Genomic DNA, 24646 nt, shown 5'->3' with positions numbered 1-24646 from the left:
CTCGGCACGATGAGCTCGGCGACCTCACAGCAAGGTGCAGGCCAAGCTTTTGCGCGTCGAATCGGGACATATCATTGACAAAGACGATGAACGGAAACGCGTCGAAGACTTGGTTAAATCTTCCTTCTCGCATGAGGAGCGTGCGCCGATCCGCGACGACCCACCGGCCGCCGACCCGCGGGGGGCGGTCGTCCTTCCGGATTCGACCGTTCCGTGTCGGAACGGCCCCGATGGGGCGGGAGTCTTGATTTGCGACAACTGCGACCGGTCATGGTTTAAGCTTTGCGATCTCTGTCCATCCATTAAGTATCCGGCGAATGCGGACTTGCCGTGGCGTGGAACTATGGCATTTGCTTGCGCAACAGCCTCGTGACGATCCACGAGTGCCGATCCGATCGTGGTGTGGGAGAGCGCGTGTGGCGACGAAACCGATCATTCCGTCCGTGACGTCCGTGGAGCTGCGGGCGGCCCCCATCGAGCCGGGCTGGATCCGGGTGGGCAACCCGCTCGCCCGCAACGCCACCCTGTCGCGCAGCGCCGACGGTCTCGCCAGCACCCTGGTCTGGGATTGCACCGCGGGCGAGTTCGAGTGGATCTACGACATCGACGAGACCATCTACTTCCTCGAAGGTTCGGCGACGATCTCGGACGGGCACAACCCGGCCAAGACCTACGGGCCGGGCGACGTGCTGTTCCTGCCCCACGGTTCGGTGTGCCACTGGCACGTCGAGACCTACGTCAAGAAGGTCGCGTTCTGCCGCCGGACCCTGCCGCGGCCCGCCGCCTTCGTGATCCGGGCGTTCGACCGCCTCGTCAGGATGATGAAGGGCTCCTCCGGCGGCTTCCAGGTCGGCCCCGCCAAGGCCGCCTGAGAACGCCGCCCCATCCCGTCTTCCCATCCCGCCCGAGACCCCGAGCCATGACGGCGCCCGATCCCGACACCCGGACCCATTTCGAGGAGACCTGGACCTATTTCGAGGAGGCCTGGCATCCCGGCAACGTCCGCATGATGGGGCCGCGCACGCATGGGGCGTGGCTCGGATCGACGGTGTTCGACGGCGCGCGCGCCTTCGAAGGCGTGGCCCCCGACCTCGACCTCCACCTCGCGCGGGTCAACCGCTCGGCGGTGGCCCTCGGGCTGAAGCCCAAGGTCGCGGTCGAACGCTGGGACGCGCTGGTGCGGGAGGGATTGGCGCGGTTCCCGCACGATGCGGAACTCTACATCCGCCCGATGTACTGGGCCGAACTCGGATTCGCCGGCGGCGTGCGCTTCGACCCCGAGTCCACCAACTGGTGCCTGTCGCTCTACCACGCGCCGATGCCGGTGCCGACGGGCGTGCGGGCGACCCTCTCGCCGTTCCGCCGGCCGTCCATCGAGGTGGCGCCGGTGGATGCCAAGGCCGGCTGCCTCTATCCCAACGGCGCGCGGGCGCTGATGGAGGCGCAGGCGCGGGGCTTCGGCAATTGCCTCATGCGGGACGGGCTCGGCAACATCGCGGAATTCGCCAACGCCAACGCGTTCCTCGCCCGGGACGGCGTGGTGCACACGCCGGTGCCCAACGGCACGTTCCTCGCCGGCATCACCCGGGCCCGGGTGATCGCGCTCCTGCGGGCGGACGGCGTCACCGTGGTGGAGCGGACCCTGTCGTACGACGATTTCCTCGCCGCCGACGAGGTGTTCACGGCGGGCAACTTCGCCAAGGTCGCCCCCGTCACCGGCCTCGACGAGGTCCGCTTCGAGCCAGGCCCCGTGTTCCGCCGCGCCCGCGCCCTCTACTGGGACTTCGCCCACGGGCGCCGGTAGGCGGCGCGCCTCACCCGGCCGCCAGCGCCTTCTCGCGGATCGCCGTCAGACTCAGGCCCGGCGAGATCGCGTCCGTCGAGATCTTCAGGTGGACGATCGCCGGCTGGCCCGAGGCGAGGGCCGCCGCGAACGCCGCCGGAAAGTCCTCCGTGCGCTCCACCGTGACGCCGAACCCGCCAAACGCGCGGGCATAGGCGGCGAAGTCCGGGTTGCGCAGGTCGGTGGCCGAGACCCGGCCGGGGAAATCCCGCTCCTGGTGCATGCGGATGGTGCCGTAGCTGGCGTTGTCGCAGACGATGCAGACGAGGGGCAGGTCGTACTGCACGGCGGTGGCGAATTCCTGCCCGGTCATCAGGAAGTCGCCGTCGCCCGCCAGCGCGATCACCGTGCGGTCGGGGTAGAGCCGCTTGATCGCCACCGCCGCCGGCACGCCGTAGCCCATGGAGCCCGAGGTCGGGGCGAAATGCGTGGCCGGGCGCCGGAAGCGGTAGAAGCGGTGGATCCAGGCGGCGTAGTTGCCGGCGCCGTTGCACAGGATCGCGTCCGCGGGCAGCGTTTCGCGCAAGTGCACCATCACGGCGCCGAGGTTCACGGCGCCGGGCTGCGGCGTCGCCGCCTCGCTCCACTCGAGGTACTCCGCGTGCCCGGCCCGGGTTTGGGCCACCCAGGAAGGGGGGGCTGCGGGCGCGGCGAGGCGCGCCAGGGCGGCGGCCATCCGGGCGGGCGCGGCGTTGATGGCGAGGTGCGGGACGTAGACCCGGCCGAGTTCCTCCGGGCCCGGATGCACGTGGACGAGACGGGTGGCGGGATTCGGGATGGCGAGGAGATCGTAGCCCTGGCTCGGGACCTCGCCGAGGCGCCCGCCCACCACGATCAGAAGATCGGCCGCCCGGGCGCGCGCGACGAGTTTCGGGTTGGCCGCCAACCCGAGATCGCCCGCATAGGCGGGGTGGAGCGGATCGAACAGCGGCAGGCGGCGGTAGCTCGTGGCGACGGGCAGGTCGAACCGGTCGGCGAAGGCGTGGATGTCGCGATACGCCGCCTCGCTCCAGCGGCTGCCGCCGAGCAGCAGGAACGGGCGCTCGGCCTGGGCCAGCAGCTGCGCGAGACGCTCCATCTCCTCCGCGCCCGGCGCCGCTTCGACGGCGACCCAGGGGGCGGCGAGCGGCCCGGTCGCCGTGTCCTTCAGCATGTCCTTGGGCAGGGCGAGAACCACCGGACCGGGCCGGCCGCCGGTGGCGGCGTGGAAGGCGCGCGAGACGTATTCGGGCACGCGGGCCGCGTCGTCGATCTCGGCGGCCCATTTCGCGATCGGACCGAAGGCGGCGCGGTAGTCGATCTCCTGCCACGCCTCGCGGTCGCGCAAGGCCCGCTCGATCTGGCCGACGAACAGGATCATCGGCGTCGAGTCCTGCTGGGCCACGTGGATGCCCGCCGAGGCGTTGGTGGCGCCGGGGCCGCGGGTCACGAAGCACACGCCCGGCCGGCCCGTCGCCTTGCCGTAGGCCTCCGCCATCATCGCCACGCCGCCCTCCTGGCGACAGACCGTGACCTGGATGCGCGATTCGTAGAGGGCGTCGAGGACCGGCAGGAAGCTCTCGCCCGGCACGGTGAAGACGTGGTCGACGCCGTTGACGGCGAGCTGGTCGACCAGGGCCCGGGCGGCGGACCGGGGGGACGCGTCTGAGACGGGGGCGGGCATGCGGCAATCCGGATCGCGGGCGACGGCGTCGCGTGGGGGCGGGTTCGGTGGCGGGCGCAGCCGCGACGTCGCACCGGCCGAGGTTCGGCGTGGCTCTCGTGGCGATGCCCGCGTCCGGGCGGAACGTCGGTCTCCGATCGATTTGCCGATCCTAGAGAGGCATCCTTAAAGATTTTCGCCGGTGGTGGAGCAGATGAGACCCGCGCCAAGACCCGCGCCGAGTCCCGCGCCAAGATTCGCGCGTAAGACCCGCGAGCCCACGCGAACCTAAGACCCGCGAGCCCACGCGAACCGTTGCATCATGATCCGAGCGTTGAAATCCGCTTTGCCGACTCGACGCGCGCCCCGTGCGGCGGGCAGCCCCGTGGGCAAGACGGCCGCGCCGCCGGTCGCGCGGGGCGGGTTCGGCGGCCGGTTCGCCGTGATCCTGTCGGGCGAGCTGATCCAGAGCCTGTTCCACTTCGCCCTGAACATCGCCCTGGTGCGGATCCTGAGCCAGCACGATTACGGGCTGTTCGCCATCGTGTTCACCGGGGGCGCCGTGGGGCTCGCCTATATCCGGGCCCTCGTCGCCGTCCCGGCGACCCTGCACATCGCCCGCAGCCTCGGCCGGCCGGCTGAGCGCGGCTACGACGTGGTGTTCGGCTCGGGCGCCCTGGCGCTCTGCCTCGGCATGGCCGCCCTGGCGTTGGCGCTCCTCATCCCCGTCATGGGGGTCGCCGGGGCGCTGGGCGCCGGCGCGTTCGTCGCCCTCTACGCGTTCCGCAGCTACCTGCGCCTCGTGCTGCTCGCCCGGAAATCCGCCCGGATCGCGGGGATGAGCGACGGGGTCTATGCGGGCGTCGGCCTGACCCTGACCCTCGCCATCCTGTACGCGGGTGATGCGTCCGCCCTCGATCACGCCTTCCTGGCCCTCGCCTTCGCCCATGCCTGCGGCATCGTGGTCTCCTACGTCGCCCTGCGTCAGCCCCTCCGGATCACCCTGCGCCGGTCCCTGTGGCGGCGCTACGTCGGCCTCTGGCGGACGCTGCTGTGGTCGCTGACCGGGGTCACCAGCATGATCGTCCAAGGCCAGGGCCTGACCCTGGCCTTCGCCGCCATCGTCGGCCCGGCGGCCTACGCGCCGATCGCCGCCACCCTGGTGCTGTTCGCCCCCCTGCGCATCCCCACCAACGCCCTGGTCAACATGGTCCTGGCGGAGGTGACCGGGCTGCTCGCCACCGGGCAGGCCAGGCAGGCCGACCGGATCGTCGTCCGCTCGACGGCGGTGATCGCGCTCGGCTGCCTCGTCTACGGCGCGGCCATGTGGTTCGCCCTGCCGCTCATCGAGCAGGTTCTCTTCAAGGGGCGGTTCGGCCAGGAGCCGATGGCCTGGATCGGGCTCGGAATCTGGGCCGTGACGACGATCTCCCTGCTCTACGCGATTCCGCGCACCTACCTCGAAGCCTCGGCCGCGTTCCGCTCCATCGCCTGGGGCGCCATCGGCGCCGCCCTGCTCGGGTTCTCCATCATGATCCCGATGCTGCTGAGCCTGCCGTCGCACACGGCGCTGCTGGGTCTGATCGCCTCTGAACTCGCCAGCTGCCTGTGGTACGTCCTCAACTTCCGCCGCCTCGCACGCCGCGCCGACGGTGCCGTGCTGGCCGCCGCCGCCATCGTGTCGGAGGCGGAGGCGCCCCGCGAGGGCGATCCGGCGGCCCCCGCGCGGACGGGGCTTCGGAACGGGCGCGCGCCCGTGCGGACCTGAACGGGTAGCCAGCGCGACGAAATAGGGTATGCCGCACGACGAATCCGGATGAAGGCGCGCGGCGATTTTCCCATGTGACGCGGGCGCCGGCCCCTGAAACAGAGTGAGTCCGTCGCGCCGCGCGGCGACCGGGGGATCGCGTCTCCCGGGCCGGCGGCGGATGAACAGAGAGCGGGCGCGGTGCCCGGGCAGGAGAGCACATTGAGCAGTCCGGTCCGAGACGTCCCGCCGCTCGCCGGCGCCGCGCTGATGAAGCGGGCCATGCGGCGCCTCGCCGGCGGCGTCGTGGTGGTGACGGCGGGCTCCGGCGAGGAGCGCGTCGGCCTGACGGCGACCTCAGCGGTCTCGCTCTCCGTCGAGCCGCCGACCATGCTGGTCTGCATCAACCGGGCGGTCTCGGCGTGGCCCGTCATCGCGCGCCGGCGGCACTTCTGCATCAACATCCTGGGGGCCGGGCACCAGGCGGTGGCCGAGCGCTTCGCCGGAATCGGCGGCCTCAAGGGCGCGGCCCGCTACGCCGATGCCGATTGGGTCGCCATGCCGTCGGGGGCCTCGGGCCTCGCCGGGGCACAGGCCATCCTCGACTGCACCCTCGACGAGGTGATCGAGCGCCACAGCCACGCGATCCTGCTCGGTGCCGTGGGCGAGGTGCGGATCGCGAACGAGGACGCGGACGCGCTGGTCTACCGGCTCGGCCGCTTCGGCAGCCTGCCGCTGGCCTGATCCAGCGGGGCGCCGCCCTCGAGAACCCCGCGGAAGCACGCCACCATGCCGGCGGCCGAGGCCGCCTCGGCGAAGACGTTGACGTAGCGCGCCCGCGCGGCCCGGGGAAAACCGGCCCAGGCCTCGGGCTCGCTCACCAGGAATGCGAGGCGTTTGGCGAGGGCGGCGGCGTCGCCCGGCGGAACGAGCCAGCCGGTGACCCCGTCCTCCACCACTTCCGGCAGGCCGCCGATGTCCGAGACCACGGGCGGAATGCCGGAGGCCATGGCCTCGATGGCGACCCGGCCCAGGGATTCCGGCAGCCGCGAGGGCACGGCGACGATGTCGGCCCAGGCGAAATGCTCCGCCGGGTCCGGCGTGAACGCCAGCCGCTCGACGGTCCGCGCGAGGCCGGCTTCCGCGATGCGCGCCGCGAGGGCGTGCTCCCGCGCCTCATCCTCGAAGGCGCTGCCGACGATCCGCACCGCGATCCGGTCGCGGGTTCCCCGGGGCAAGCGCGCGAGGGCCTCGACCATGACGTCCTGGCCCTTGATCCGGCTGATCCGGCCCAGCATCAGCACGCGCAAGGGGCGGTCGCCCCGATACGTCGCGGCCTTCGGCCGGCCGGGATCGGCGATGCCGTTGTAGACCACGGTCCCCGGGCGGCCGGGCGGGGGGGCGAAGGCGGCTTGCGTCGCCCGCGAATTGAAGATGACGCCGCAGCCGGCCCACCCGATCAGTCCGCGCAGCACGGTCCGCACCAGGCCCTGCGGGATCTCGTGGACGTGGACGAGGCAGCGTCGGCGGAAGAACCGGGCCGCCAGCAGATAGTCGGTGACCACGGAGGTGTTGACGTAGGTGAGGTCGCTGCGCGCCATCCGCCGCATCGCGCGGCCAACGGCCACCGGCAGGGTCAGGAGACCCAGGGTCGCGAGCCGTGGCAGGTCGCGGCGGCGCAGGATCCACAGGGGCTCGACGTGGATGCGGCTCGCCAGGGGCTCCAGGGCGACGACGATCGGGCCGTGACGCGGCAGGACCACGTCGATGACGGCGTCCGGCCACGTCGCCCGCATCACCCGGACCGTCTCGATGAAGCTGCGGTCGGACCCGTAGAGTTCGAACCCCTGGTGAACGCACGTGATACGCATGGGGGAGCTCTTCCCGGGATGCCGAGGATCGTTTCCGACACGGATCGTTTCCGACATCGTGCGTCGCCGGAGAGATCAGGACAGACCTCGTTGGATCGGTCTCTATGGATCCTTTGTTAAAGAATGACACAGCACGGTGCCGTGAGGGCATGCCCGCGCACAGACGGCGGTCGATCGTGCAACCCCGGCACGATCCTGCAAATCCGGCAAAGGTGACATTCCATGACCACCCCGCCCGCTCCCGCGCTCCTGATACTCGGAACGCGCGGACTCCCGGCCGATCACGGTGGCTTCGAGACGTTTGCCGAGCGCCTGGCCCTGTTCCTCGTCGCGCGCGGCTGGTCCGTCGGCGTCTACTGCCAGGACGAGGTCGAGACGGTGACCGAGCGGTTCCGCAGCGAGACGTGGCGCGGCATCGAGCTCATCCACGTGCAGGTCGCCACCCGCGGCCCCAAGGCGACCCTCGACTTCGACTACCGATGCGTCCGCCACGCGGCCGAGCGCGACGCGGTCAGCCTGGTGCTGGGCTACAACGGCGCCGTGTTCCTGCCGCTCCTGCGCCTCGCCGGGCGCCGCATCATCACGAACATGGACGGCATCGAGTGGCGCCGGCCGAAATGGTCCCTGCCCGTGCGGGCCTGGTTCTGGGTCAACGAGTGGATCGCCGCCTGGTCGTCGCACCACCTCGTCGCCGACCATCCGGCCATCGCCGACCATGTCGCCACCCGCCGGTCGCGCAGTGCGATCAGCACCATCCCGTATGGGGGCGACCCCGTGACCGACGCTCCGCGCGCGCCGCTGGCCGCCTTCGGGGTCGAGCCCGGACGCTTCCTCGTCTCGATCTGCCGGATCGAACCCGACAACAACATCCTCACCATCGTCGAGGCGTTCTCGCGCAAGCGTCGGGACGCCAAGCTCGTGGTGGTCGGGGAGCTGCGCGACGACAATCCCTATCACCGGCGGATCCGGGCCGCGGCTAGCGCCGACGTGGTGTTCCCGGGGGCGATCTACGAGGCCGGGATCGTCGGTGCCCTGCGCTTCCACGCCCGGGCCTACCTGCACGGGCACACGGTGGGGGGCACCAACCCGTCCCTGGTCGAGGCCCTCTGGGCCGGCAGCGCCATCATCGCCCACGACAATCCGTTCAACCGCGTCACCGCCGGCGCGGACCAGAGCTACTTTCGCGATGCCGACGGGTGCGAGGCCGAGATCACCCGTCTCCTTGATGACGACGCGGCCCTGGACCGGGCGCGGGCGGGGGCGCGCCGCCAAGCCCTGAACTTCACGTGGACGGACATTCTTGAAGCCTACGAAACCATGATCCGCCAGGTCGGCGCGCCGCATGTGCCCGTCCGCTCCGCCGAGGTCGCCGCCGCACGCCTCGGCTCCGGTGCGTCGCGGACCTCCGTCTAGGTCCGCGGGAGAATCGGGGCCGATGACCGGGCGCGTGCCGCCCACCCGGCGCGGCGTGATCGCCGCCGGACTCGCGGCCGGCGGCCTCGCCGGACACCCCATGCCGGCGGCCCTCGGGCGGGAGCCTGTGCGAGCCAGACCGGTCTCGCCCGGGCCTGCTGCGCCGAGGGAGACCCCGTCGGCGCAGCCCGTCGTCCTGCGCCGCGGAATCAACCTCTGGCCGTGGTTCTCCCTCACCCGTGAGTACCCGGCCCCGCGCACGGACTACGCCTGGCCGGCCTTCGATCCGGACCGCCCGGTCCCGACCCGGGCGGACCTCGCCGGCCTCGCGCGTGCGGGCTTCGACTTCGTGCGCCTGCCCATCGATCCTGGACCGTTCCTGTTCTTCACGGGCCGGACCCGCGCCGTGTTGTTCGGCATGCTCGACGCCGCCGTCGCGATGGCCCTGGCGGAGGGCCTCACCGTGGTCCTCAACCTCCACGCCAACGCGGCGACGCATCACTACACGCCGGAGGCCCTATACGGCGGCCCCGACGCGCCCCTGCTCGACGCCTACCGCGACCTCGTGGCGGAACTCGCCCGCGCCCTCGCGCGCCACCCGCAGGGCCGGGTCGCCCTGGAGCCTGTGAACGAGCCGCCCCAGGCCTGCGGCGCGGAGGCGTGGGGGCGCATCCAGGCCGGCCTCCTCGGCGCTGCGCGGGCCGCCGCGCCCGCCCTGACCCTCGTCGCCACCGGCGCCTGCGGGAGCCTGGTCGACGGGCTCACCGCCCTCGATCCGGCCGCCCTGACGGCGTTCCGGCCCCTGCTCTACACCTTCCACTTCTACGAGCCCTACCTGTTCAGCCACCAGGGCGCGCCCTGGATGGACGAGCCGATCTACCGCGCCCTCAACGCCGTGCCGTGGCCGGCCTCCGCCGGCCGCCTCGACGCGACCCTCGCGGCCGTTCGCCGCCGCATGGCGGGCGATGCCGCGCTCCCGGCCGCCCGCAAGGCGACGGCCTACGCCGAGACCGAACTCAAGCTCGCGGAGTACTTCGCCGCCCGGCCCGATCGCGGCTTCCTCGACCGGGGGCTCGCCCCGGTGCGGGCCTGGGCCCTGCGCCACGGCATCCCGACGGGCGAAATCCTCCTGGGCGAGTTCGGGGCCCTGCGCAGCGATCACCGCTACGTCGCCTCGGGGGCGGCCGACCGGGCGCGCTACGTCGGCGACGTGCGCCGGAGCGCAGAGGCGGCGGGCTTCCCCTGGGCGTTCTGGAACCTGTTCGACGGCATGGGCCTCGTGCAGGGCGAGACGCGGAGCCTCGATCCGGCACTCCTCGGCGCCCTCGGCCTCCCCGCTCCACCCGGGGGGGCTCCATCCGGGGCATCGCCATCCGGGACATCGCCATCCGGGACCTCTTCGCCCTGACGCGGCCTATCCGGCGCGGCGCGAAGCCGGCGTCGGCCGGTACAGGGCGACGAGGAGGATGGCGAACTTCGCCATCAGGGTGGTCTTGCCCCCGAGGCTCTCGTAGGTGTTCACGAGGAACACGAAGGCGATCATCGGCATGGCGATGCCGGGGCGGCACCGGCGCGCGAGCTCGACCAGGAACAGCGCGACGGCCACGGTGAGCAGGGCGGTCATGATCGCGCCCTGGTAGAGGACGATCCGCACGATGGGGTTCTCGAGCCCCAGGGCGAGGCCGTTGATGCGGCGCAGGCTGTCGATGATGGTCGGGTCCGGGCCGACCACGACTTCGCGCCAGGACAGACGGTTGAACAGCTCGACGACGAGGACGCGGGCGTTGGCGCTGCCGCCGTCGTCGACGAAGCGCCCGATGAGGGCGTCGAAGAAGCCGAGGCCGACGAGGCCGGCCAGGGCCAGGGTGAACAGCGGCATGGCGAAGGCGGCCCCCGCGACGGCGAGCAGCGGGATGCGCCCGCGCGTCACGGCCCGGATCAGTCCGCGGCCGGCCAGGACGCCGCCGAGGGCCAGGGTGACGACGATGGCCGAGCGTCCCCCGAAGGTGACGAGGGCGACGGTCTGCAACCCGAGCATGGCGAGGCGCCGCACGGCATCGAGCGACCCGCCGCCCGCCGCCAGGGCGATCACGTAGCAGGCCGTGAGCGTCGCGCTGGTCAGGGGGTGGCCCTGCAGGGCCACCGAGCGGGTGTCGTTCTCGAGAAGCAGGCCGTCGAGGCGGAACGGGAAGAACGGCCCGCCGCCGACGAATTCGACGAGGCCGAGGCTCGCATTCGCGGCCATCAGCACGTGCACCAGGGTCTCCAGCCGGGCGAGGCTGCGCCCGTCGCAGCCGCCGAGGAGAATCAACGTCAGGCTCGGCAGCAGGAACGTGTCGATGGCGCCGGCGATGCCCGCGCCGCCGCGCAGGCTGATCTGGAGGGCGAGGGCGGTGCCCATGAGGCCGAGGAACGCGCTCGCCGGCCTGTGCTCCAGGATCGTGACCGCGTTGGCCACGGGATTGCCGGCACGCAGGAGCGTCCACGCGAGGAGCAGGACGGCGGCGTAGGTGGCCGGATGGATCTTCTGGACGGGCGAGCCGGTGAGGCCGTCGTAATTGATGCCGGCGATGGTCCAGAGCATTCCGCCCGAGAGGCAGAAGACCAGAACCGTCAGGACCGCGACGGCAGGGTCCGGAAGGGCCCGGAGGCGCGCGCGGGCGCCGGGGCTCCAGCCGGGGCTCCCGCCCCGCCCGGCGACCTCGCCGCGTAACCCCTCGCGGCTCGACATTCAGGCCCGGTCGTCGATGAGCAGGGCGCCGAAGGCCGGTCGCCCCATGGCCGCGGCGACCCGGTCGAGGTCGACGAGGTCCGCCTGCAGGGTGCGTCCGGCCCGGGCCACGACCACGAGCCGGTCCGCCGCGCCGACCACGGCGCCGAGGCGCGTGTTGGAGGAGAGGATGCCGCAATCGATCAGCACGAGATCGAAGCGCTCGCCGACCTCGTTGAGGAATGCCTCGACCTTGGCGCGGTCGAAGGTTCCCCGCGTCGCCCTGTTGCCGTTGCCGATCCCGAGCCAGCACGCGCCGGTGGCCGCATCCGTGGAGACCACGGTGTAGAGGCCCTTCTCGCCCCTCAGCACGTCGAGGAGCCCGCTCCTGCCGCGGCTTCGGCCGCCGAGATCGGCCTCGATGGTAAGGACCCGGTCTCCCTGTGCCGCCGCCGTGGCCGACAGGACTTCGATCACGGCCTTCTGCGCCGCGCCGTCTCCCGCACCGGCCGCCACGGCGACGATGAGGGCGCGCTCCATGCCGTTCTGCCCGATGCTCCTCGGAGTCATGCCTTTCGGATTCACGCTCGTCTGAACCCTGCCGTGGCTGCGCAGGGTGTCGAGGGCGACGGTGGCCTCCTTCTGACAGGCAGCGGAGTCGGACGCGGGCGCGGGCGGGAACGTCGCCAGCACGGGCGCCTTCAGGAGCCGCTCGAACTGCCGGGCGGAGAGCAGCGTCGGCCGGCGGTACTCGCTCACCATCGCGACGCCGACCCCGACGCCAAGGCCGCCGACGAAACCGGCCGCCAGGAGGAAGCCGCGCAGGGGCCAGCTGCGTTCCTCCGGCGGCAGGCCCCAGGAGATCACGCGCGTGTTGGCGGTATCGATGGTGGCCTGCTCGGCGATCTCCCGGGAGCGCACGAGATAGGTGTCGTAGACCGACCGGCTCGCCTGGACCGTGCGCTCGAGTTCGCGCAGCTGCACCGCGGCCTTGCTGGTCTGGACCGATTCGCCGCGCAGGGTCTCGAGGTTGTCCGTGAGCAGGCGCTCGGCGGCCCGGGCGCGCTGGACGTCGATCTCGGCCGCCTTGGTGATCCGGGCGAGCTCGGCATCGATGAGACGCTTGACGTCCCCCATCTGGGTGCGGATGGCGGCCATGTAGGGATGGCGCTGGCCGAGCTGCGTGCGCAGGTCGCCCTCCTTGGCGGCGAGCTCGGCGTATTGCGCGCGCAGGCGCTCGACGGTGGGCGACCGGATCGCCTCCGGCAGGGTGCTGGTGTCGAAGGCCGCGCCCCGCGCCGTGGCGATGTTCTGCAGCTTGCTCTTCGCCTCGGCCGTGCGGTCGCGGGCGGCGACGAGGCGGGCGTTGCTGTCGGTCAGCTGCTGCTCGCTGACGAGGCGGCCGCTCGACGAGATCAGCCCGTTCGCCGCCTTGAACGCTTCGAGGCGCCGTTCGGCCGCGCCGACGTCGGCGCGCAGGCCCTCGAGACGGTCGCGCAGCTCGCCGGCGGCCCGCTTGGCCCCGTTGGAGCGGGCCTCGGCCTGGTCGGCGAGGTACGCGCGCGCGATGGCGTTGGCGATGTCGGCGGCCTTGTCGGGGGTCGACGCCGTCACGACGATGTCGACCACGAACACCTTGTCGGCCCGCTTCACCGCGAGCTTGCGCCGGAGCTTCTGCAGGGCGAGGGTCTTGTGGTTGCGCAGGGTCGGTTCGGAGGGGCCGAGGAGCGTATCCTTCAGGCTCTGCACGGTCCGCTGCACCAGGCCCGCCGCCGGCGCGCCGAATTCGGGATCGTCCTCCAGGCCCACCTCCGCGATGGCGCGCAGGAGCACCGCGTCGGACTCGATGACCCTGACCTGGCTCTCCACGATGGTGACGCCGCCATCCGCCGCGGCGGCGCTCTCGTTGAGGTCGTGGTTGACCACCTGCCGGTTGCGCGGATCGATGAGGAGCTGCGAATTCGCGGAGTACAGCGGCGTCGCGAGGAGGCCGTACACCAGGGCGGCGACGGTGAAGGCCGCCGTCGTCGCGAGCACGATCCAGCGGCGGCGCACCACGATGCGCCAGAGGTCGCCGATGTCGGCCGCGGTGTCCTTGCCCACGGTCTCGGGCCGGTCGGCGACGTAGGGCATCAGCACGGCCGCGCGGCCCGCGTCGCGCTCGGCCGGTCGGACGCTTGGCCACTGATGGTTCACAGGCGGAACTCCATGCATGCGTCCGCGACCCGGCCCATACTCCGCGCGAAGGAGGTCAAACGTCGGTGAAGGCCCGACCCGGAGCGGGCCCGGCTCCCGCCCGTGCCCAGAGTTAATCGATCGATGCTTAATTGATCGTCACGTCCCGCGTCCGTTTCGTCGGCGGGGCGTGAAGAATTGGGGAAGACTTCAGCCGGAAAGGGAAAGTTTACTTCGTCTCCGCAGGCTCGTCACGGGCCGCCGGCGATCCGGCCCTCGGCCCATCCCGCCGAGCAGCGCCCGTACCCCGCCCGTCGATGCGCCCGGTCGCGCGGTGGACCGGGATGCCCCGGCAGCGGAAGTGACGACGATGCGAAACTTGGCGTGCCTTCGAGATCCATCGGGCCTTCGAAATTCGTCAGGCCTTCGAGACCCGATCCGCCTGCGGGATCCGTCGTGCTCGTAAGGCTCTGCCTCGACGGGCGCGGCCCCCGCGGGTGGCACGCCGCCCTGGTCGCGCGCCTCGGTGCCCGGCCGGGCTGCCGCGTCGTGGTCGATGCCCGCTCGCGCGTGGCCGCGTGGCCCGCCAACGCCGACCGGCTGTTCCGGATCGAGACCCTGTTTCACGGCCTGCCGCCGGGCGGTCCCGCCGCCCGCCTAAACGAGGCCGAGGCGGCGGCTCTGCCGTGGCTGGCCTCGGCCGACCGTGCGGCCGTGCGGCCCGACTGCGTCATCGATCTAGGCGGCGATTGCGATGCGCCCGACGGCGTCCCGGTCTGGCGCCTCCTCTACGACGGACAACCCGGCGAGGCGGCGCTTCTGGCGAGCCTGCTCGCCGGCCGCGTGCCGGTCGCGAGCCTCGTCGCGGATGGCCGCGTCCTCTGCGAGGCGCGCCTCGGCACGGAAGTGCGGGGCGTCGTCCGCACCACCTTCGAGGACGGGCTCGCCCGGACGGTGACGATGATCGCCGCCGCCTTCGTGGGGGGCGCGGCGCCGATCCCCGCCGGTTCGCCGCCGCCCGCGTCCGGGGCGGGTCTCGGCGCCCGCGACCTCGCCCGGCGCGCGGCCCGCATCGCCGTGGGCAGCGCGGTGCGGCGCCTCTATCACCTCGGCTACCGCGCCCCGCATTGGCGCATCGGCTGGCGACGCCTCGACGGACCGGACCTCGTCGCCCTGGGCCGCCACCCGGATTCGGGCTGGCACGAACTCCCCGACGACGGACGACGCTTCTATGCCGATCCCTTCCCCATCGTGCACGCGGGCCGGTGCTGGCTGTTCGTGGAGGAGTACGATCACGCCTCGGCCAAGGGCGTGATCTCCGCGGTGGCCTTCGACGAGACCGGGCCCGTCGGCACGCCCGTCCGGGTGCTGGAGACCGCCCACCACCTGTCGTATCCGTTCGTCTTCGCGCGCGACGGCGCCGTCTGGATGGTGCCCGAGTGCTGCGCCGCCGGCACCATCGACCTCTACCGCGCGACGGACTTCCCCGGCGGCTGGGTCAAGGAGGCGACCCTCGTCGCCGACGTCGCGGCGAGCGACCCGACCCTGTTCGAGCACGATGGCCGCTGGTGGCTGTTCGCCACCGTGCGCGAGGCGCCGGCGGCGGCCCCCCTCGGGCACGGCTCGTTCTCCGACGCGCTCTACCTCTGGAGCGCGCCGGATTTCCGCGGACCATGGGCGCCGCACCGGGCGAACCCGGTCCTCGTCGACACCGCCGCCGCGCGGCCCGCCGGCCGCGTCGTGGTGCATGACGGGCAGGCGGTGCGCCCGGTCCAGGATTGCAGCCGCGGTTACGGCTGGGCCCTCGGACTCATGCGGATCGACCGCCTCGACGAGGACGGCTTCGCCCAGAGCTTCCTGTCGCGGATCGAGGCGGGCCCCCTCTGGCCGGGCTCGCGGCTGCACTCGCTCAACGCCGCCGGCGGCTTCGAATTCATCGACGGCTCCGCCCGGGCCCCGCGCGTCTCGCCCCGCCGGATGGTGAAGCGCGTCCGTCGCCGGAGCGCGTGAGGCTCAGGCGGTGCTGCCGGCATCCACGGTGAGAACCGTGCCGGTGACGTTGCGGGCCTTGTCCGACATCAGGTAGGCGACGGCGTTGGCCACATCCTCCGGGTCGGCGAGGCGGCGCAGGGCGGCGCGGTTGGCCACCCGCCCGCGCTCGGCCTCGTCCATCCCCTCGGTCAGCGCCGTCTCGACGAAGCCCGGTGCCACGGCGTTCACCGTGACCCCGAGCCGGCCGACTTCCCGTGCGAGTGAGCGGGTGAAGCCGATGGAGGCGGCCTTGGTGGCGGCGTAGACCGAGAGCGCGTTGTAGCCCGTGAAGGCGATGATCGAGCTCACGTTCACGATGCGCCCGGCGCCCGCCGCCATCATACCCCGCACCACGTATTTGGTGAGCAGCATCGGCGCCACGGTGTTGATGTGCACGAGGTCTTGGATCTCGCGGTCGGGCATGGTGGCGAGCAGCCCGGGCGTGCCGATGGCCGCGTTGTTGACGAGCCCGTAGATCGGGCCGTGCGCGGCGCGGATGCCCCGCACCAGGGGCTGCAGCGCCTCGGTCTGCCCGAGATCGCAGGCCGAGAAATGCATCGCCCCGTCCGGGGCCGCCCGCGCCGCGGCCTCGAACGCCTCCGAGGGGCGGCGCGCGACGGCCACCACCCGGAAGCCCTCCGCCGCCAGGCCGGTGGCGATGGAAAGCCCGATGCCCCGGCTCCCGCCCGTGACGATGACGGTGCGCCGCTGGGTCGGGGTCGGTTCGGTCGGATTCGGCCCGGTCACGAGACGCCCCGCAGGAGCTTGCCGCCGGCCGAGATCGGCAGGGCGGGCACGAACTTCACGCTGACCGGGACCTTGTGCTTGGCCAGATGCGGCCGGCAATGGGCGATGATCGCCTGTTTGAGGCCGGCCGGATCGTCCGGTGCGCCGCCATCCTCCCGCAGGACGATCTCGGCCTCGACCACGGCGCCGAGGATCGGGTTCGGCCGCGGCCGGACCCGGGACATGGACACGCGGGGGTGGCTGTTGAGGATGGTCTCGACCTCCTCGGGCTGAACCTTGGCGCCGCCGACGTTGATGATGCCGCTGCGCCGGCCGAGGAAGTGGTAGCGCGCGCCGCGCAATTCCACGAGATCGCCGCTGTCGACGAACCCGTCCGCGTCGGTCAGCGCGGCGGCGTCGGCGCCGAGATAGCGCCGGCCCGTGCGCTGCGAGCGGATCTGGAGGGTCCCCTCGCGCACCACGATCTCGATGCCCGTGCGCGCGCCGACGAACCCGGCGGGAAACCCCTCGCGGCCGTCCTCGACGGTGAAGCCGACGCCGCCCTCCGTCGAGGCGTAGGCGTGGGCGATGCGCGCCTCGGGAAAGGCGGCGCGCATCTGGTCGAGGATCGCCTGGTCGGCGATCTCGCCGGAGAGGCGGGCGTAGCGCGGCGCGAGGCGGTCGAGGGCCGTGCTCATGAGGGCGAGGCGCCAGTGCGAGGGCGTGCCGAGGATGTGGGTGACCCCGGCCTCGGCCACTCGCACGAGGTAGTCGCGGACCGGCTCGTCCGCCTCCGACAGGACGAGGGGCGCCGGCCCGAGGATCGCCCGCAGGAACACCTGGAGGCCGCCGTAGCGGCGGATGTCGTAGAACGTGCTCCAGACCGTGCCGGGCTCGGGCGTCGCCGCGACGTTGATCCCGCCCGCGAGGCCCTCGAGGGTGTGGACCACGAGTTTCGGCGCACCGGTGGTGCCCGAGGTGGCGAGCACCCATTCGGTCGGGCGGGGGGCCGGGAGCGGAGCGGCCAGGGCCGCCTCCGTGGCCTCCACGCAGGGCAGCCCGTTCAGCGCCACCCGGAACGGACAGGCCGCGTCCGTGACGCAGAGGTCGATCTCGGCGGTGGCGAGGATCTGTGCCGCTTCCTCTCCCGTGAGGCCCGGAGGGGCCAGCACCATCCGGCCCACCAGCCCGTCGAGGGCGAGCATCGCCAGGGCGGCGTTCATCTGGCCGCCCGTGGCGACGAGGACCGCGCGCCCGGCGAGGCGCTCCGTGAGGTCGGTCCGGGTCTGGGACGCGATCAGGGCGGGAAGCGACCGGCGCGCGGTTCGGTCCGAGAGGAACAAGCCGTCGAGGCTGCCCGCGCGCGTCAGGCGGTCACGCAGGGTCATCGGCTCAGGCCGCGGCCGCGACGGCGGCGCGCTCGTAGAGTGCCACGAGGTCGCCCAGCGTCACCGGTAGGTCGGCGACCTCCAGGGTGCTGAACGGGTCGACGCCGACGAGATCCTCCATGCGGGCGACCAGCAGGGCGAAGCACAGGGAATCGAACGGCGTGTCGAGGAGCACGAGGTCGTCGGTCAGCGGCGGCATCGCCTTGTCGTGATCGCGGGTGATGGCTTCGATTTCGGAAACGAGGGTGGAACGAACGCTCATGATGCTCTCCGGTGCGGGGATTGGGGGATGGTTCGGGCCGGATCGCCGCGCAGATGAGCGCCGAATGCGGCACCGATCTCCGCGAGGATCGGGCGCGCCGTGGGGATGAGGCGGCCGAGACCGTAGAAGTAGTGGATCATGCCCGCGTGGCAGGTGTGGACCACGGGGATGCGGGCCTCCGCGAGACGGGCCGCGTAGGCGGCGCCGTCGTCGCGCATGATGTCGTGGGACGCCGTGTGGATGTGGGCCGGGGGCAGGCCCGTCAGGTCCGGCTCGCGCCCGGGCGAGACGCGGGGATCCGCCACGACGTCCGCGACGCCGCAGGCGGCGATGTCGTGGCGCACGGTCTCGGCGTCGAGGAAGTGGCCGGTGGCGAAGGCGCGGTGGGACTCCGTCGCGCAGGTGAGATCGAGGACCGGGCAGATCAGGAGCTGACCGGCGATGGCCGCGCGGCCGCGCAACATCTGGGTCGTCCGCGCGGCGAGACCCGCGCCGGCCGAATCCCCGCCGATCCCGAGGCGGCTCGCGTCGAGGCCGAAGGCTTCCGCCGCCTGCGCCACGTGGGCGAACGCCGCCACCGCATCCTCGATGGCGGCGGGGTAGGGGTGCTCCGGGGCGAGACGATAGGCGACGGCGACGACGCGGCAATCGGCCGAGTCCGCGAGGATCCGACAGATGGCGTCGTGGGTGTCGAGGTCCCCCGACACCAGGCCGCCGCCGTGGAAGAACACGAGCCCCGGCCCCGTCTCCCCGGCGTCGCGGGGCGCGTAGGCCCGCGCGGCGCACGGCCCCGACGGGAGATCGAGCACGAGATCCCGCGCCGCGACGGCGACGGGCGCCGCGCCCGCGAGCTGGGCCAGCACCTGCTGGCCCTTGCGTCGTTCGGCGACGCCGCGCGCGCCAGTGCCGCCGAGCGCCATCATGTCGAGGAACCGCCGCACGGCGGGGTCGAGGCCCATCACGCTCGCCTTCGATCGGGTTCGGTTCAGAGCGACAGGGCCGCCCGCACGGAGACCGGCCAATCGGCGATGGCCGCGCCGTGAGTCGCGAACATCGCCACGGCGAGGCGGTCCATGCCGAAGGCGACGCAGCCCGTATGGGCCGGCTCGCCGTCGGCGTGGCGCAGATCCCAGGTCGTGCCGAAATGCTCGCGGTGATAGTTGAAGCTCATGCAGGCGGTGCCGGCGGCCTCGCCGCGCAGCGGGATCAGCAGCTCGAACTTCAGGGCGGCCTCGAGCTGGCTGAACGCCTTGATCTGGCCGAGCCGCCCGAAGAACGGGTCGCTCGCCTGCTCGATCACGTAGGGCAGGCCGAGTTCGTCGGCGATCGCCGTGGCGCGGCCGATCCAGCGCTCGCGGAATTCAGCGACCTGATTGGGCGTGCCGATGACGACGTATTCGCGCATCCGGAACGACTGGAGCCGGTCGAGGTGCGGGGAGGGCTCGCGGCGGAAGCAGTCGCAGGCGACGTCGAAGCGATAGCCCGCCGCCGGCACGGCGCCGCGCGCGGCCGCGATGGGATAGACCGGGTAGCAGGCCGCCGGGGTGAGCACGAGGTCGGCGGTCTCGAGGCCGCTGGTCCAGTCGCCGCCCTTTGCCTGGAGATCGGCCTTGGCGAGGATCTCCTGTTCGGTTCCCTCCAGGCACGAGACGCAGCCGAGCAGGTTCGGGAAGCTTTTGAGGTAGCCGTGCCGCTCCAGATGCGCCCGGCTCATCACCGGCGGGAACCGGAACACCTCGGTGTCCGCCTCGCGCTTGGACGAAATCAGCGCGGTCAGGGCCTCCACCACCGATTCGTAGGCGCCGGTCCGGGCGTAGACGCCCTGCGCGTCCATGGGCCGGAACATCGTGTCGAACAGGGCGTCGAGGGGATCCGTGGCCGGGGGCGAGGCCGGGGCGCGGCCGACATTCATGTTCATGGGACTCGACTTTCGCGAAAGGCGGATTCGGCGGGAGGGCGACGGGTCTCGACGATCAGTCGCGCAGGGAGGCGGCGACGGGCGCCATCAGGGTGGCGGTGGCGAGGTTGGCGACGATGCGGTCGTTGTGGATCATGATCGGCGCGGACAGCACGTCGCGCAGGTGCCGGCCGATGGCGAAGTCGCCGTCCTCCCGGTAGCCGGCGAGGCCGTTGGCCCGCATGGCGCTCATCACCGTCGAGACGGCGAGTTCCGAGACCTCGACCTTGAGCATCGTGATGGCGGTCTGGAAATCCAGGGCCGAGAGGGCGGCGGGATCGCCGGTGGCGGCCTCGAACCGGTCGAGGCTCTGGCCGATGAGCGCGCGGGCCTGCTTCAGGCCGGACACGGCGCGGGTGTAGTGCAGGGCGCCGGGCGGGGCGACGCCGCCGGCCCCCCGCATGGCCGTGCGGGTGAAGGCCTGGGCCTTGTCGACGGCCCCGGCCGCGATGCCCGTCCAGGCGCTCGACCACAGGATGTGGGAGACCGGCGTCATGGTCTGGCTGTGGACGTCGGCGTAGCGGGCGGCGAGCACCTGCTCGACCCGGCCGCGGGCGAGGAGGCGGAACCCGCTGCTGCAGGTGCCGCGCATGCCGAGCGTCTGCCAGCCGCCGAGGCGTTCCAGGGTGTAATCGGCCTTCAGGAAGACGCACAGCACCTGGTCCGACGCGGCGGCCTCGTCCGTCCGGCGCGCGACGGTGACGATGCCGTCGGCCTGCGCTCCGTAGGAGATCACCGTAGCGGCGCGGTCGAGGACGATGTCCTCGCCGTCCCGCGCCACTGCGGCCGCCGAGACACGGACGTTGCCGCCGTTGTTTCCCTCGGTGGTGGAGGACGCCATGAGCAGCTGCTCGCTGGCGATGCGGCGCATCACCGCCTCGACCCAGGCCGCGCCGCGGCCGTGGCGGACGAGGCAGGCCACCTTGGTCTGGTGCATGGCGAAGATCATCGCCGTGGAGGCGCAGGCGCGTCCGAAGGTGTAGCAGATGTCGGCGAGCGCCTGCATCGAGGCGCCCTCGCCACCGAGATCGATGGGGATCGCCGCTCCGAGCAGGCGGTGCGTCCGCATGGCGTCCCGGGCTTCGTCCGGAAAGCGGCCCTCGCGGTCCACCGCCTCCGCGTGGGCGGCGGCCACGGCCGCCACGGCGGCGGCCCGGGCCTGCAGATCGGCGGCCTCGCCCACGGCCCCGGCGGACATCGCTCCTTGCTGGATCGTCATGGTCATCCTCGAAAGCATTCCGCTTCCGAGCCTTCCGCCCGCAAGCATTCCGGTTGAGTCACGGCACGTGCCACGGAACCCGAGGGCCCAACGTGCTGTCCGGCACGGGATGCAGCAATATAGGGAAGACATTAAGGCGCGCTTATTTGTGGAAGCGGAATCGGAACCCTGAGGATATGATTAAAATTAACGCCAATAACGCTCGGATTCGACCGAACGTTGACCGGCGCTGGGCGGCGATCCAAAGATGCTGGACGACCGTCGCGGTTGCGTGGCCTCTGTGCGCGGACCCGGCTTCAACATGGACGCATCGTCATGAGCCCTGCTTTGGATACCATTAACTATACAGACCGGACCATGTACCTCGCCAAGGGTATCCTGGCACAGCAGTCGCAGGCGCGGGATTTCCAGCCCGAAGACGCCCTCGTCGACGTGGGGCTCTCGTCCCTCGACCTCGTCAACCTGATGATCGCCGTCGAGGCGGAGTTCGACATCATGATCCCGCCGGCGCAGCTGAACCCGAAGAATTTCTACTCCGTCGGGTCCATCGCCCGCATGATCGAGACGGTCAGCGCCCGCGCCTGATCCCGGCGCTTCCCGGGGCCGGTCCTTCCGTCATTGCGCGAGGTCGCCGACGCTGAGGATCGCGCTCATCACCGAGATGATCAGGCCGCCGATGAGGCCGCCGATGGTAACGGTGACGAGGGGCGTCAGCAGGGCCAGCAATCGGTCGATCTGCTCGCGGGTCCGGGTCTCGTGCATCTCGGCGGCGTGGAGCAGCACGGTGCCGAGGCGGTTCACCTGCTCGCCGCTGGTGATGAGGTTGAGGGTGGAGGCGGCGTAGGGGCGCAAGCCCGCGAGGCCGGAGGCGAGGCTGCCGCCCTCGCTCAGGCGGCGCGAGGCCTGGGCCAGGGCCTCGCGAAACAGGCCGTTGCGCGCCAGCGGCCGGGTGGCCGCCACCGCGTCGGGAATCTGCACCTCCGCTTCGAGGAGCGTCCCGAGCACCCGGCAGATGCGGCCGAGTTCGGCGCCGACCACGATCTCCCGCACGATGGGCAGGCGCAGGGCCGTCCGCGAGCGGAAGGCCGCGAAGGCGGGATTCGCCCAGAACTTCGCCAGCAGCGCCCCCGTTACGAACACGCCGCCGAGGAGGACGGGCCACCACGCGGCCAGGGCGTCGCCGAGGGCGGACGCGGCGCGGATCGCCAGGGGCGCGGGCTTGCCGGTGCCGTCGAACAGGGGGGCCAGGGCCGGCACCAGAACGCCGATCACCATGGCCAGCGTGCCGATCGCCATGAGAATGAGGATCGCCGGGTAGACCATCGACGAGGTGAGGTGGCGGCGCACGGCGTCGCGCCGCTCCAGGGACGCCGTGAGGCTGGAGAGGACGCCCACCAGGGTGCCGGTCGCCTCGCCGGCCCGCACGGCGTCGATCATGTCGGGCGGGAAGGCCTGCGGGTGCGCGCTCATCGCCCGCGACAGCGCGGCGCCGGCCATCACCCGCTCGAGGAGATCGGACAGGACGGGGCGGAGCGCCCCGCTCGCCTGCCGTTCCACGAGGCGCAGGGCCCGGTCGACGGTGAGGCCGGCACCCAGCAGGGTCCCGAATTCCTTGAGGAAGCCGATGCGGCCGGCATCGTTGATGCGGTCGCGCCCGAACAGGTCGCGGCGCCAGAACGGAACGCCTCCGGCGGCGGCCGGCGCGATCTCGAACACCTGCAGGCCGTCGTTGCGCAGGGCGGACACCGCGCGCTCGCGGCCCTCCGCCTCGATCCGGCCCGTGCGCAGGCGCCCGTCGGGGGCGTAGGCTTTGTAGGCGAAGGCCGGCATCAGACCAGACCCTCGAACACGCGGCCGATCTCGTCGAGGGTGGTCTCCCCGGACATCACGCGGGCGCGGGCGGTCTCCGCCAGGGTGGCCATGCCGGAGGCGCGGGCCTGCGCCACGAGGCGCTGCTCGTCGGCGCCCTCCGCGATGAGGGTGCGCAGGGGGGTGTCGAGGGTCATGATCTCGGAGACCACCATGCGGCCGCGATAGCCGGTGCCGTTGCAGGCCGCGCAGCCCCGGGCCCGCTTCAGGGTCGGGGGCGCGGCGGTGTCGAGGCCGAGCCGCAGGCAGGCCTCGGGCGAGGCCGGCTCGTCCGCCGCGCAATCGGCGCAGACCCGGCGCACGAGGCGCTGGGCGATGACGCCGTTCAGGGTCGCGGCGATGAGGAAGCGCTCGACGCCCATGTCCACGAGGCGCGTGACCGTGGCGGGGGCCGAGTTGGTGTGGAGGGTCGAGATCACGAGGTGGCCGGTGAGCGCGGCCTGCACGGCGATGCGGGCGGTCTCGCCGTCACGGATCTCGCCGACCATGACCACGTCGGGGTCCTGGCGCAGGATCGAGCGCAGGGCCGCCGCGAAGTCGAGGCCGATGCCCGGATGGGCCTGGACCTGGTTGATCCCGGCCATCCGGTACTCCACCGGGTCCTCCACGGTGACGACCTTGAGGTGCGCGCCGCTGATGGCGCGCAGGGCCGCGTAGAGGGTCGTGGTCTTGCCGCTGCCGGTGGGGCCGGTGACGAGGACGAGGCCGTTCGGCCGCGCCGTCATGGCGCCGATCTCGGCGATGGCGGCGGCGTCGAAGCCGAGGCCGGAGAAATCGTCGACCCGGCGCGAGCCGTCGAGGACGCGCATCACCACGCTCTCCCCGTGCGCGGTGGGCAGGGTCGAGACGCGGATGTCGATGTCGTGGCCGCGATCGGACACCTGCATGCGCCCGTCCTGGGGCAGGCGCCGCTCGGCGATGTTGAGGCCGGCCAGGATCTTCACCCGCGTGGTGAGGGCGAGCTGGACGGATTTCGGCAGGCGCTCGGATTCGACGAGCACCCCGTCGACCCGGTAGCGCACCCGCACGTCCGTCTCCTCGGCCTCCACGTGGATGTCGGAGGCGCCGCGCGCGAACGCGTCGCGCACGAGGCGGGCGACGAGGCGCACGATGGGGGCTTGGCTCGCCACATCCTGCAGCCGGGCGAGGTCGTCGTCGAGGCCGGCCTCGGAATCCGGGGCGGCGTCGCCGTAGACGGCGCGATGGACGCGCTCGAAGGCGGCCGGTCCGACGATGCACAGGCGCACCCGCCGCTCGGTGAGATGCTCCAGGGCCAGCGCGATCTCGCTGTCGAACACGTCGACGGCCGCGACGACGAGCTCGTCCGCGTCGACCGCGATGGGCAGCGCCCGGACGCGGGCGCAATAGTCGGCGCCGATCTCCGCCGGCAGGACGGGGGCGGCCGGCACCTCCTCGTCGCGCAGGAACGGCAGGCCCGTCGAGGCGGCGAGCGCCGAGACCAGGGTGGCCTCGTGGACGAGGCCGAGTTCGGTGAGCAGGATCGGAACCGGGCGCCGCCCCGGCAGGTCGAGGGCGGCGAGCGCCCGCTCCAGGCCGGCGGCATCGAGCACCTGCATCTCGGCGAGGTCCGCGACGAACGCCCGGGCCGCATCCCGGGCGTCGCGTTCGGGCGCCCGCCGGTCGGGCCGGGCGCGCCTCGGGCGGCGCTTTCCGGCCCAGATGTTCAGCATGACGAATGTCCGTTCTCGGGTGCCCCGGAGGAGGAGCCGTCGTGAGTCGCTCTTAAGCCGATAGAAACCGACGTTGGGTTAACAACGTGTCTCCCGGAGCGG

Annotated in this window: 20 protein-coding genes; 8 read left to right on the top strand and 12 right to left on the bottom strand. The window is 72.3% G+C overall.

Going from position 1 to position 24646, the window contains the following annotated elements; genetic code table 11:
* Positions 1 to 416 precede the first annotated feature (416 nt).
* Together ASF25_RS19185 and ASF25_RS19180 are read left to right on the top strand one after the other, a co-directional pair.
* Positions 417 to 872: a cupin domain-containing protein gene (locus tag ASF25_RS19185; protein WP_056165745.1), complete on the top strand. Its 456-nt coding sequence runs from the start codon at positions 417 to 419 to the stop codon at positions 870 to 872.
* A 47-nt stretch (positions 873 to 919) separates the two neighbouring features.
* Positions 920 to 1804 carry a branched-chain amino acid aminotransferase gene (locus ASF25_RS19180; protein ID WP_056306478.1) on the top strand — a complete coding sequence of 295 codons (885 nt, stop codon included), beginning with the start codon at positions 920 to 922 and terminating at the stop codon, positions 1802 to 1804.
* Positions 1805 to 1814: 10 nt separating this feature from the next.
* Here the strand turns inward: ASF25_RS19180 and ASF25_RS19175 are convergent, their stop codons facing one another.
* Positions 1815 to 3506 (bottom strand): thiamine pyrophosphate-binding protein, encoded by a 1692-nt coding sequence (locus ASF25_RS19175; RefSeq protein ID WP_056306477.1) that lies wholly within the window; start codon positions 3504 to 3506, stop codon positions 1815 to 1817.
* Positions 3507 to 3870: 364 nt separating this feature from the next.
* Here ASF25_RS19175 and ASF25_RS19170 point away from each other — a divergent pair, with 364 nt between their 5' ends.
* Positions 3871 to 5253, top strand: a complete 1383-nt coding sequence (locus ASF25_RS19170; protein WP_200918678.1) for a hypothetical protein — start codon at positions 3871 to 3873, stop codon at positions 5251 to 5253.
* 249 nt (positions 5254 to 5502) lie between these two features.
* Positions 5503 to 5976, top strand: coding sequence for a flavin reductase family protein (locus ASF25_RS19165; RefSeq protein ID WP_056165752.1), 474 nt, complete (start codon positions 5503 to 5505; stop codon positions 5974 to 5976).
* Here ASF25_RS19165 and ASF25_RS19160 read toward each other — a convergent pair.
* Entirely contained in the window at positions 5937 to 7103 is a 1167-nt protein-coding gene (locus tag ASF25_RS19160; protein ID WP_056306476.1) for a glycosyltransferase, read from the bottom strand. The genes ASF25_RS19165 and ASF25_RS19160 overlap by 40 nt on opposite strands.
* A 222-nt stretch (positions 7104 to 7325) precedes the next feature.
* Between ASF25_RS19160 and ASF25_RS19155 the strand changes: the two genes are divergently transcribed.
* Together ASF25_RS19155 and ASF25_RS19150 are read left to right on the top strand one after the other, a co-directional pair.
* Positions 7326 to 8516, top strand: a complete 1191-nt coding sequence (locus tag ASF25_RS19155) for a DUF1972 domain-containing protein (protein ID WP_056165756.1) — start codon at positions 7326 to 7328, stop codon at positions 8514 to 8516.
* 22 nt (positions 8517 to 8538) lie between these two features.
* Entirely contained in the window at positions 8539 to 9924 is a 1386-nt protein-coding gene (locus tag ASF25_RS19150; RefSeq protein WP_244473100.1) for a cellulase family glycosylhydrolase, read from the top strand.
* Between the two features lie 6 nt (positions 9925 to 9930).
* Here the strand turns inward: ASF25_RS19150 and ASF25_RS19145 are convergent, their stop codons facing one another.
* On the bottom strand, positions 9931 to 11247 hold the full coding sequence (locus ASF25_RS19145; RefSeq protein ID WP_210168834.1) for a VpsF family polysaccharide biosynthesis protein: 1317 nt from the start codon (positions 11245 to 11247) through the stop codon (positions 9931 to 9933).
* Positions 11248 to 13422: an exopolysaccharide transport family protein gene (locus ASF25_RS19140; protein ID WP_244473099.1), complete on the bottom strand. Its 2175-nt coding sequence runs from the start codon at positions 13420 to 13422 to the stop codon at positions 11248 to 11250.
* A gap of 435 nt (positions 13423 to 13857) precedes the next feature.
* Here ASF25_RS19140 and ASF25_RS19135 point away from each other — a divergent pair, with 435 nt between their 5' ends.
* Positions 13858 to 15411: a hypothetical protein gene (locus ASF25_RS19135; RefSeq protein WP_056264869.1), complete on the top strand. Its 1554-nt coding sequence runs from the start codon at positions 13858 to 13860 to the stop codon at positions 15409 to 15411.
* A 3-nt stretch (positions 15412 to 15414) separates the two neighbouring features.
* Here ASF25_RS19135 and ASF25_RS19130 read toward each other — a convergent pair whose 3' ends face one another.
* From ASF25_RS19130 to ASF25_RS19105, 6 genes are read right to left on the bottom strand one after another with little or no spacing between them, the layout of a single operon-like run.
* The gene (locus tag ASF25_RS19130) at positions 15415 to 16179 is read right to left on the bottom strand and encodes an SDR family NAD(P)-dependent oxidoreductase (protein WP_056306475.1); all 765 of its coding nucleotides are present in this window, start codon (positions 16177 to 16179) and stop codon (positions 15415 to 15417) included.
* The gene (locus ASF25_RS19125; protein ID WP_056306474.1) at positions 16176 to 17546 is read right to left on the bottom strand and encodes a fatty acid--CoA ligase family protein; all 1371 of its coding nucleotides are present in this window, start codon (positions 17544 to 17546) and stop codon (positions 16176 to 16178) included. Before ASF25_RS19125 ends, ASF25_RS19130 begins: the two co-directional genes overlap by 4 nt.
* A 4-nt stretch (positions 17547 to 17550) precedes the next feature.
* Entirely contained in the window at positions 17551 to 17808 is a 258-nt protein-coding gene (locus ASF25_RS19120; RefSeq protein ID WP_056165768.1) for a hypothetical protein, read from the bottom strand.
* The gene (locus ASF25_RS19115) at positions 17805 to 18767 is read right to left on the bottom strand and encodes an alpha/beta hydrolase (protein WP_056306473.1); all 963 of its coding nucleotides are present in this window, start codon (positions 18765 to 18767) and stop codon (positions 17805 to 17807) included. Before ASF25_RS19115 ends, ASF25_RS19120 begins: the two co-directional genes overlap by 4 nt.
* Before the next feature lie 26 nt (positions 18768 to 18793).
* Positions 18794 to 19726: an amino acid--[acyl-carrier-protein] ligase gene (locus ASF25_RS19110; RefSeq protein WP_082502951.1), complete on the bottom strand. Its 933-nt coding sequence runs from the start codon at positions 19724 to 19726 to the stop codon at positions 18794 to 18796.
* Between the two features lie 55 nt (positions 19727 to 19781).
* Positions 19782 to 20963, bottom strand: coding sequence for an acyl-CoA dehydrogenase family protein (locus ASF25_RS19105; RefSeq protein ID WP_244473112.1), 1182 nt, complete (start codon positions 20961 to 20963; stop codon positions 19782 to 19784).
* A 336-nt stretch (positions 20964 to 21299) separates the two neighbouring features.
* On the opposite strand from ASF25_RS19105, the gene ASF25_RS19100 reads away from it, so the two are divergent.
* Positions 21300 to 21569, top strand: coding sequence for a phosphopantetheine-binding protein (locus ASF25_RS19100; protein ID WP_056264885.1), 270 nt, complete (start codon positions 21300 to 21302; stop codon positions 21567 to 21569).
* Positions 21570 to 21599: 30 nt separating this feature from the next.
* Here the strand turns inward: ASF25_RS19100 and ASF25_RS19095 are convergent, their stop codons facing one another.
* Positions 21600 to 22814: a type II secretion system F family protein gene (locus tag ASF25_RS19095; protein WP_056306472.1), complete on the bottom strand. Its 1215-nt coding sequence runs from the start codon at positions 22812 to 22814 to the stop codon at positions 21600 to 21602.
* Entirely contained in the window at positions 22814 to 24544 is a 1731-nt protein-coding gene (locus tag ASF25_RS19090) for a GspE/PulE family protein (protein ID WP_056306471.1), read from the bottom strand. The genes ASF25_RS19095 and ASF25_RS19090 overlap by 1 nt, the downstream gene beginning before the upstream one ends.
* Between the last annotated feature and the right edge of the window lie 102 nt (positions 24545 to 24646).

This window comes from Methylobacterium sp. Leaf100 (assembly GCF_001422845.1).
In the GTDB taxonomy this organism is placed as follows: domain Bacteria; phylum Pseudomonadota; class Alphaproteobacteria; order Rhizobiales; family Beijerinckiaceae; genus Methylobacterium.
The sequence above is the reverse complement of the archived record's forward strand: the minus strand, read 5'-3'. Positions and strand labels throughout refer to the sequence as shown.

Coding starts and splice junctions, on each gene's coding strand:
- ASF25_RS19180 (WP_056306478.1), top strand. CDS start 920: ATGACGGCGCCCGATCCCGACACCCGGACCCATTTCGAGGAGACCTGG.
- ASF25_RS19110 (WP_082502951.1), bottom strand. CDS start 19,726: ATGAACATGAATGTCGGCCGCGCCCCGGCCTCGCCCCCGGCCACGGAT.
- ASF25_RS19100 (WP_056264885.1), top strand. CDS start 21,300: ATGAGCCCTGCTTTGGATACCATTAACTATACAGACCGGACCATGTAC.
- ASF25_RS19150 (WP_244473100.1), top strand. CDS start 8,539: ATGACCGGGCGCGTGCCGCCCACCCGGCGCGGCGTGATCGCCGCCGGA.
- ASF25_RS19145 (WP_210168834.1), bottom strand. CDS start 11,247: ATGTCGAGCCGCGAGGGGTTACGCGGCGAGGTCGCCGGGCGGGGCGGG.
- ASF25_RS19090 (WP_056306471.1), bottom strand. CDS start 24,544: ATGCTGAACATCTGGGCCGGAAAGCGCCGCCCGAGGCGCGCCCGGCCC.
- ASF25_RS19115 (WP_056306473.1), bottom strand. CDS start 18,767: ATGGGCCTCGACCCCGCCGTGCGGCGGTTCCTCGACATGATGGCGCTC.
- ASF25_RS19095 (WP_056306472.1), bottom strand. CDS start 22,814: ATGCCGGCCTTCGCCTACAAAGCCTACGCCCCCGACGGGCGCCTGCGC.
- ASF25_RS19165 (WP_056165752.1), top strand. CDS start 5,503: ATGAAGCGGGCCATGCGGCGCCTCGCCGGCGGCGTCGTGGTGGTGACG.
- ASF25_RS19155 (WP_056165756.1), top strand. CDS start 7,326: ATGACCACCCCGCCCGCTCCCGCGCTCCTGATACTCGGAACGCGCGGA.
- ASF25_RS19105 (WP_244473112.1), bottom strand. CDS start 20,963: ATGTCCGCCGGGGCCGTGGGCGAGGCCGCCGATCTGCAGGCCCGGGCC.
- ASF25_RS19160 (WP_056306476.1), bottom strand. CDS start 7,103: ATGCGTATCACGTGCGTTCACCAGGGGTTCGAACTCTACGGGTCCGAC.
- ASF25_RS19125 (WP_056306474.1), bottom strand. CDS start 17,546: ATGACCCTGCGTGACCGCCTGACGCGCGCGGGCAGCCTCGACGGCTTG.
- ASF25_RS19120 (WP_056165768.1), bottom strand. CDS start 17,808: ATGAGCGTTCGTTCCACCCTCGTTTCCGAAATCGAAGCCATCACCCGC.
- ASF25_RS19175 (WP_056306477.1), bottom strand. CDS start 3,506: ATGCCCGCCCCCGTCTCAGACGCGTCCCCCCGGTCCGCCGCCCGGGCC.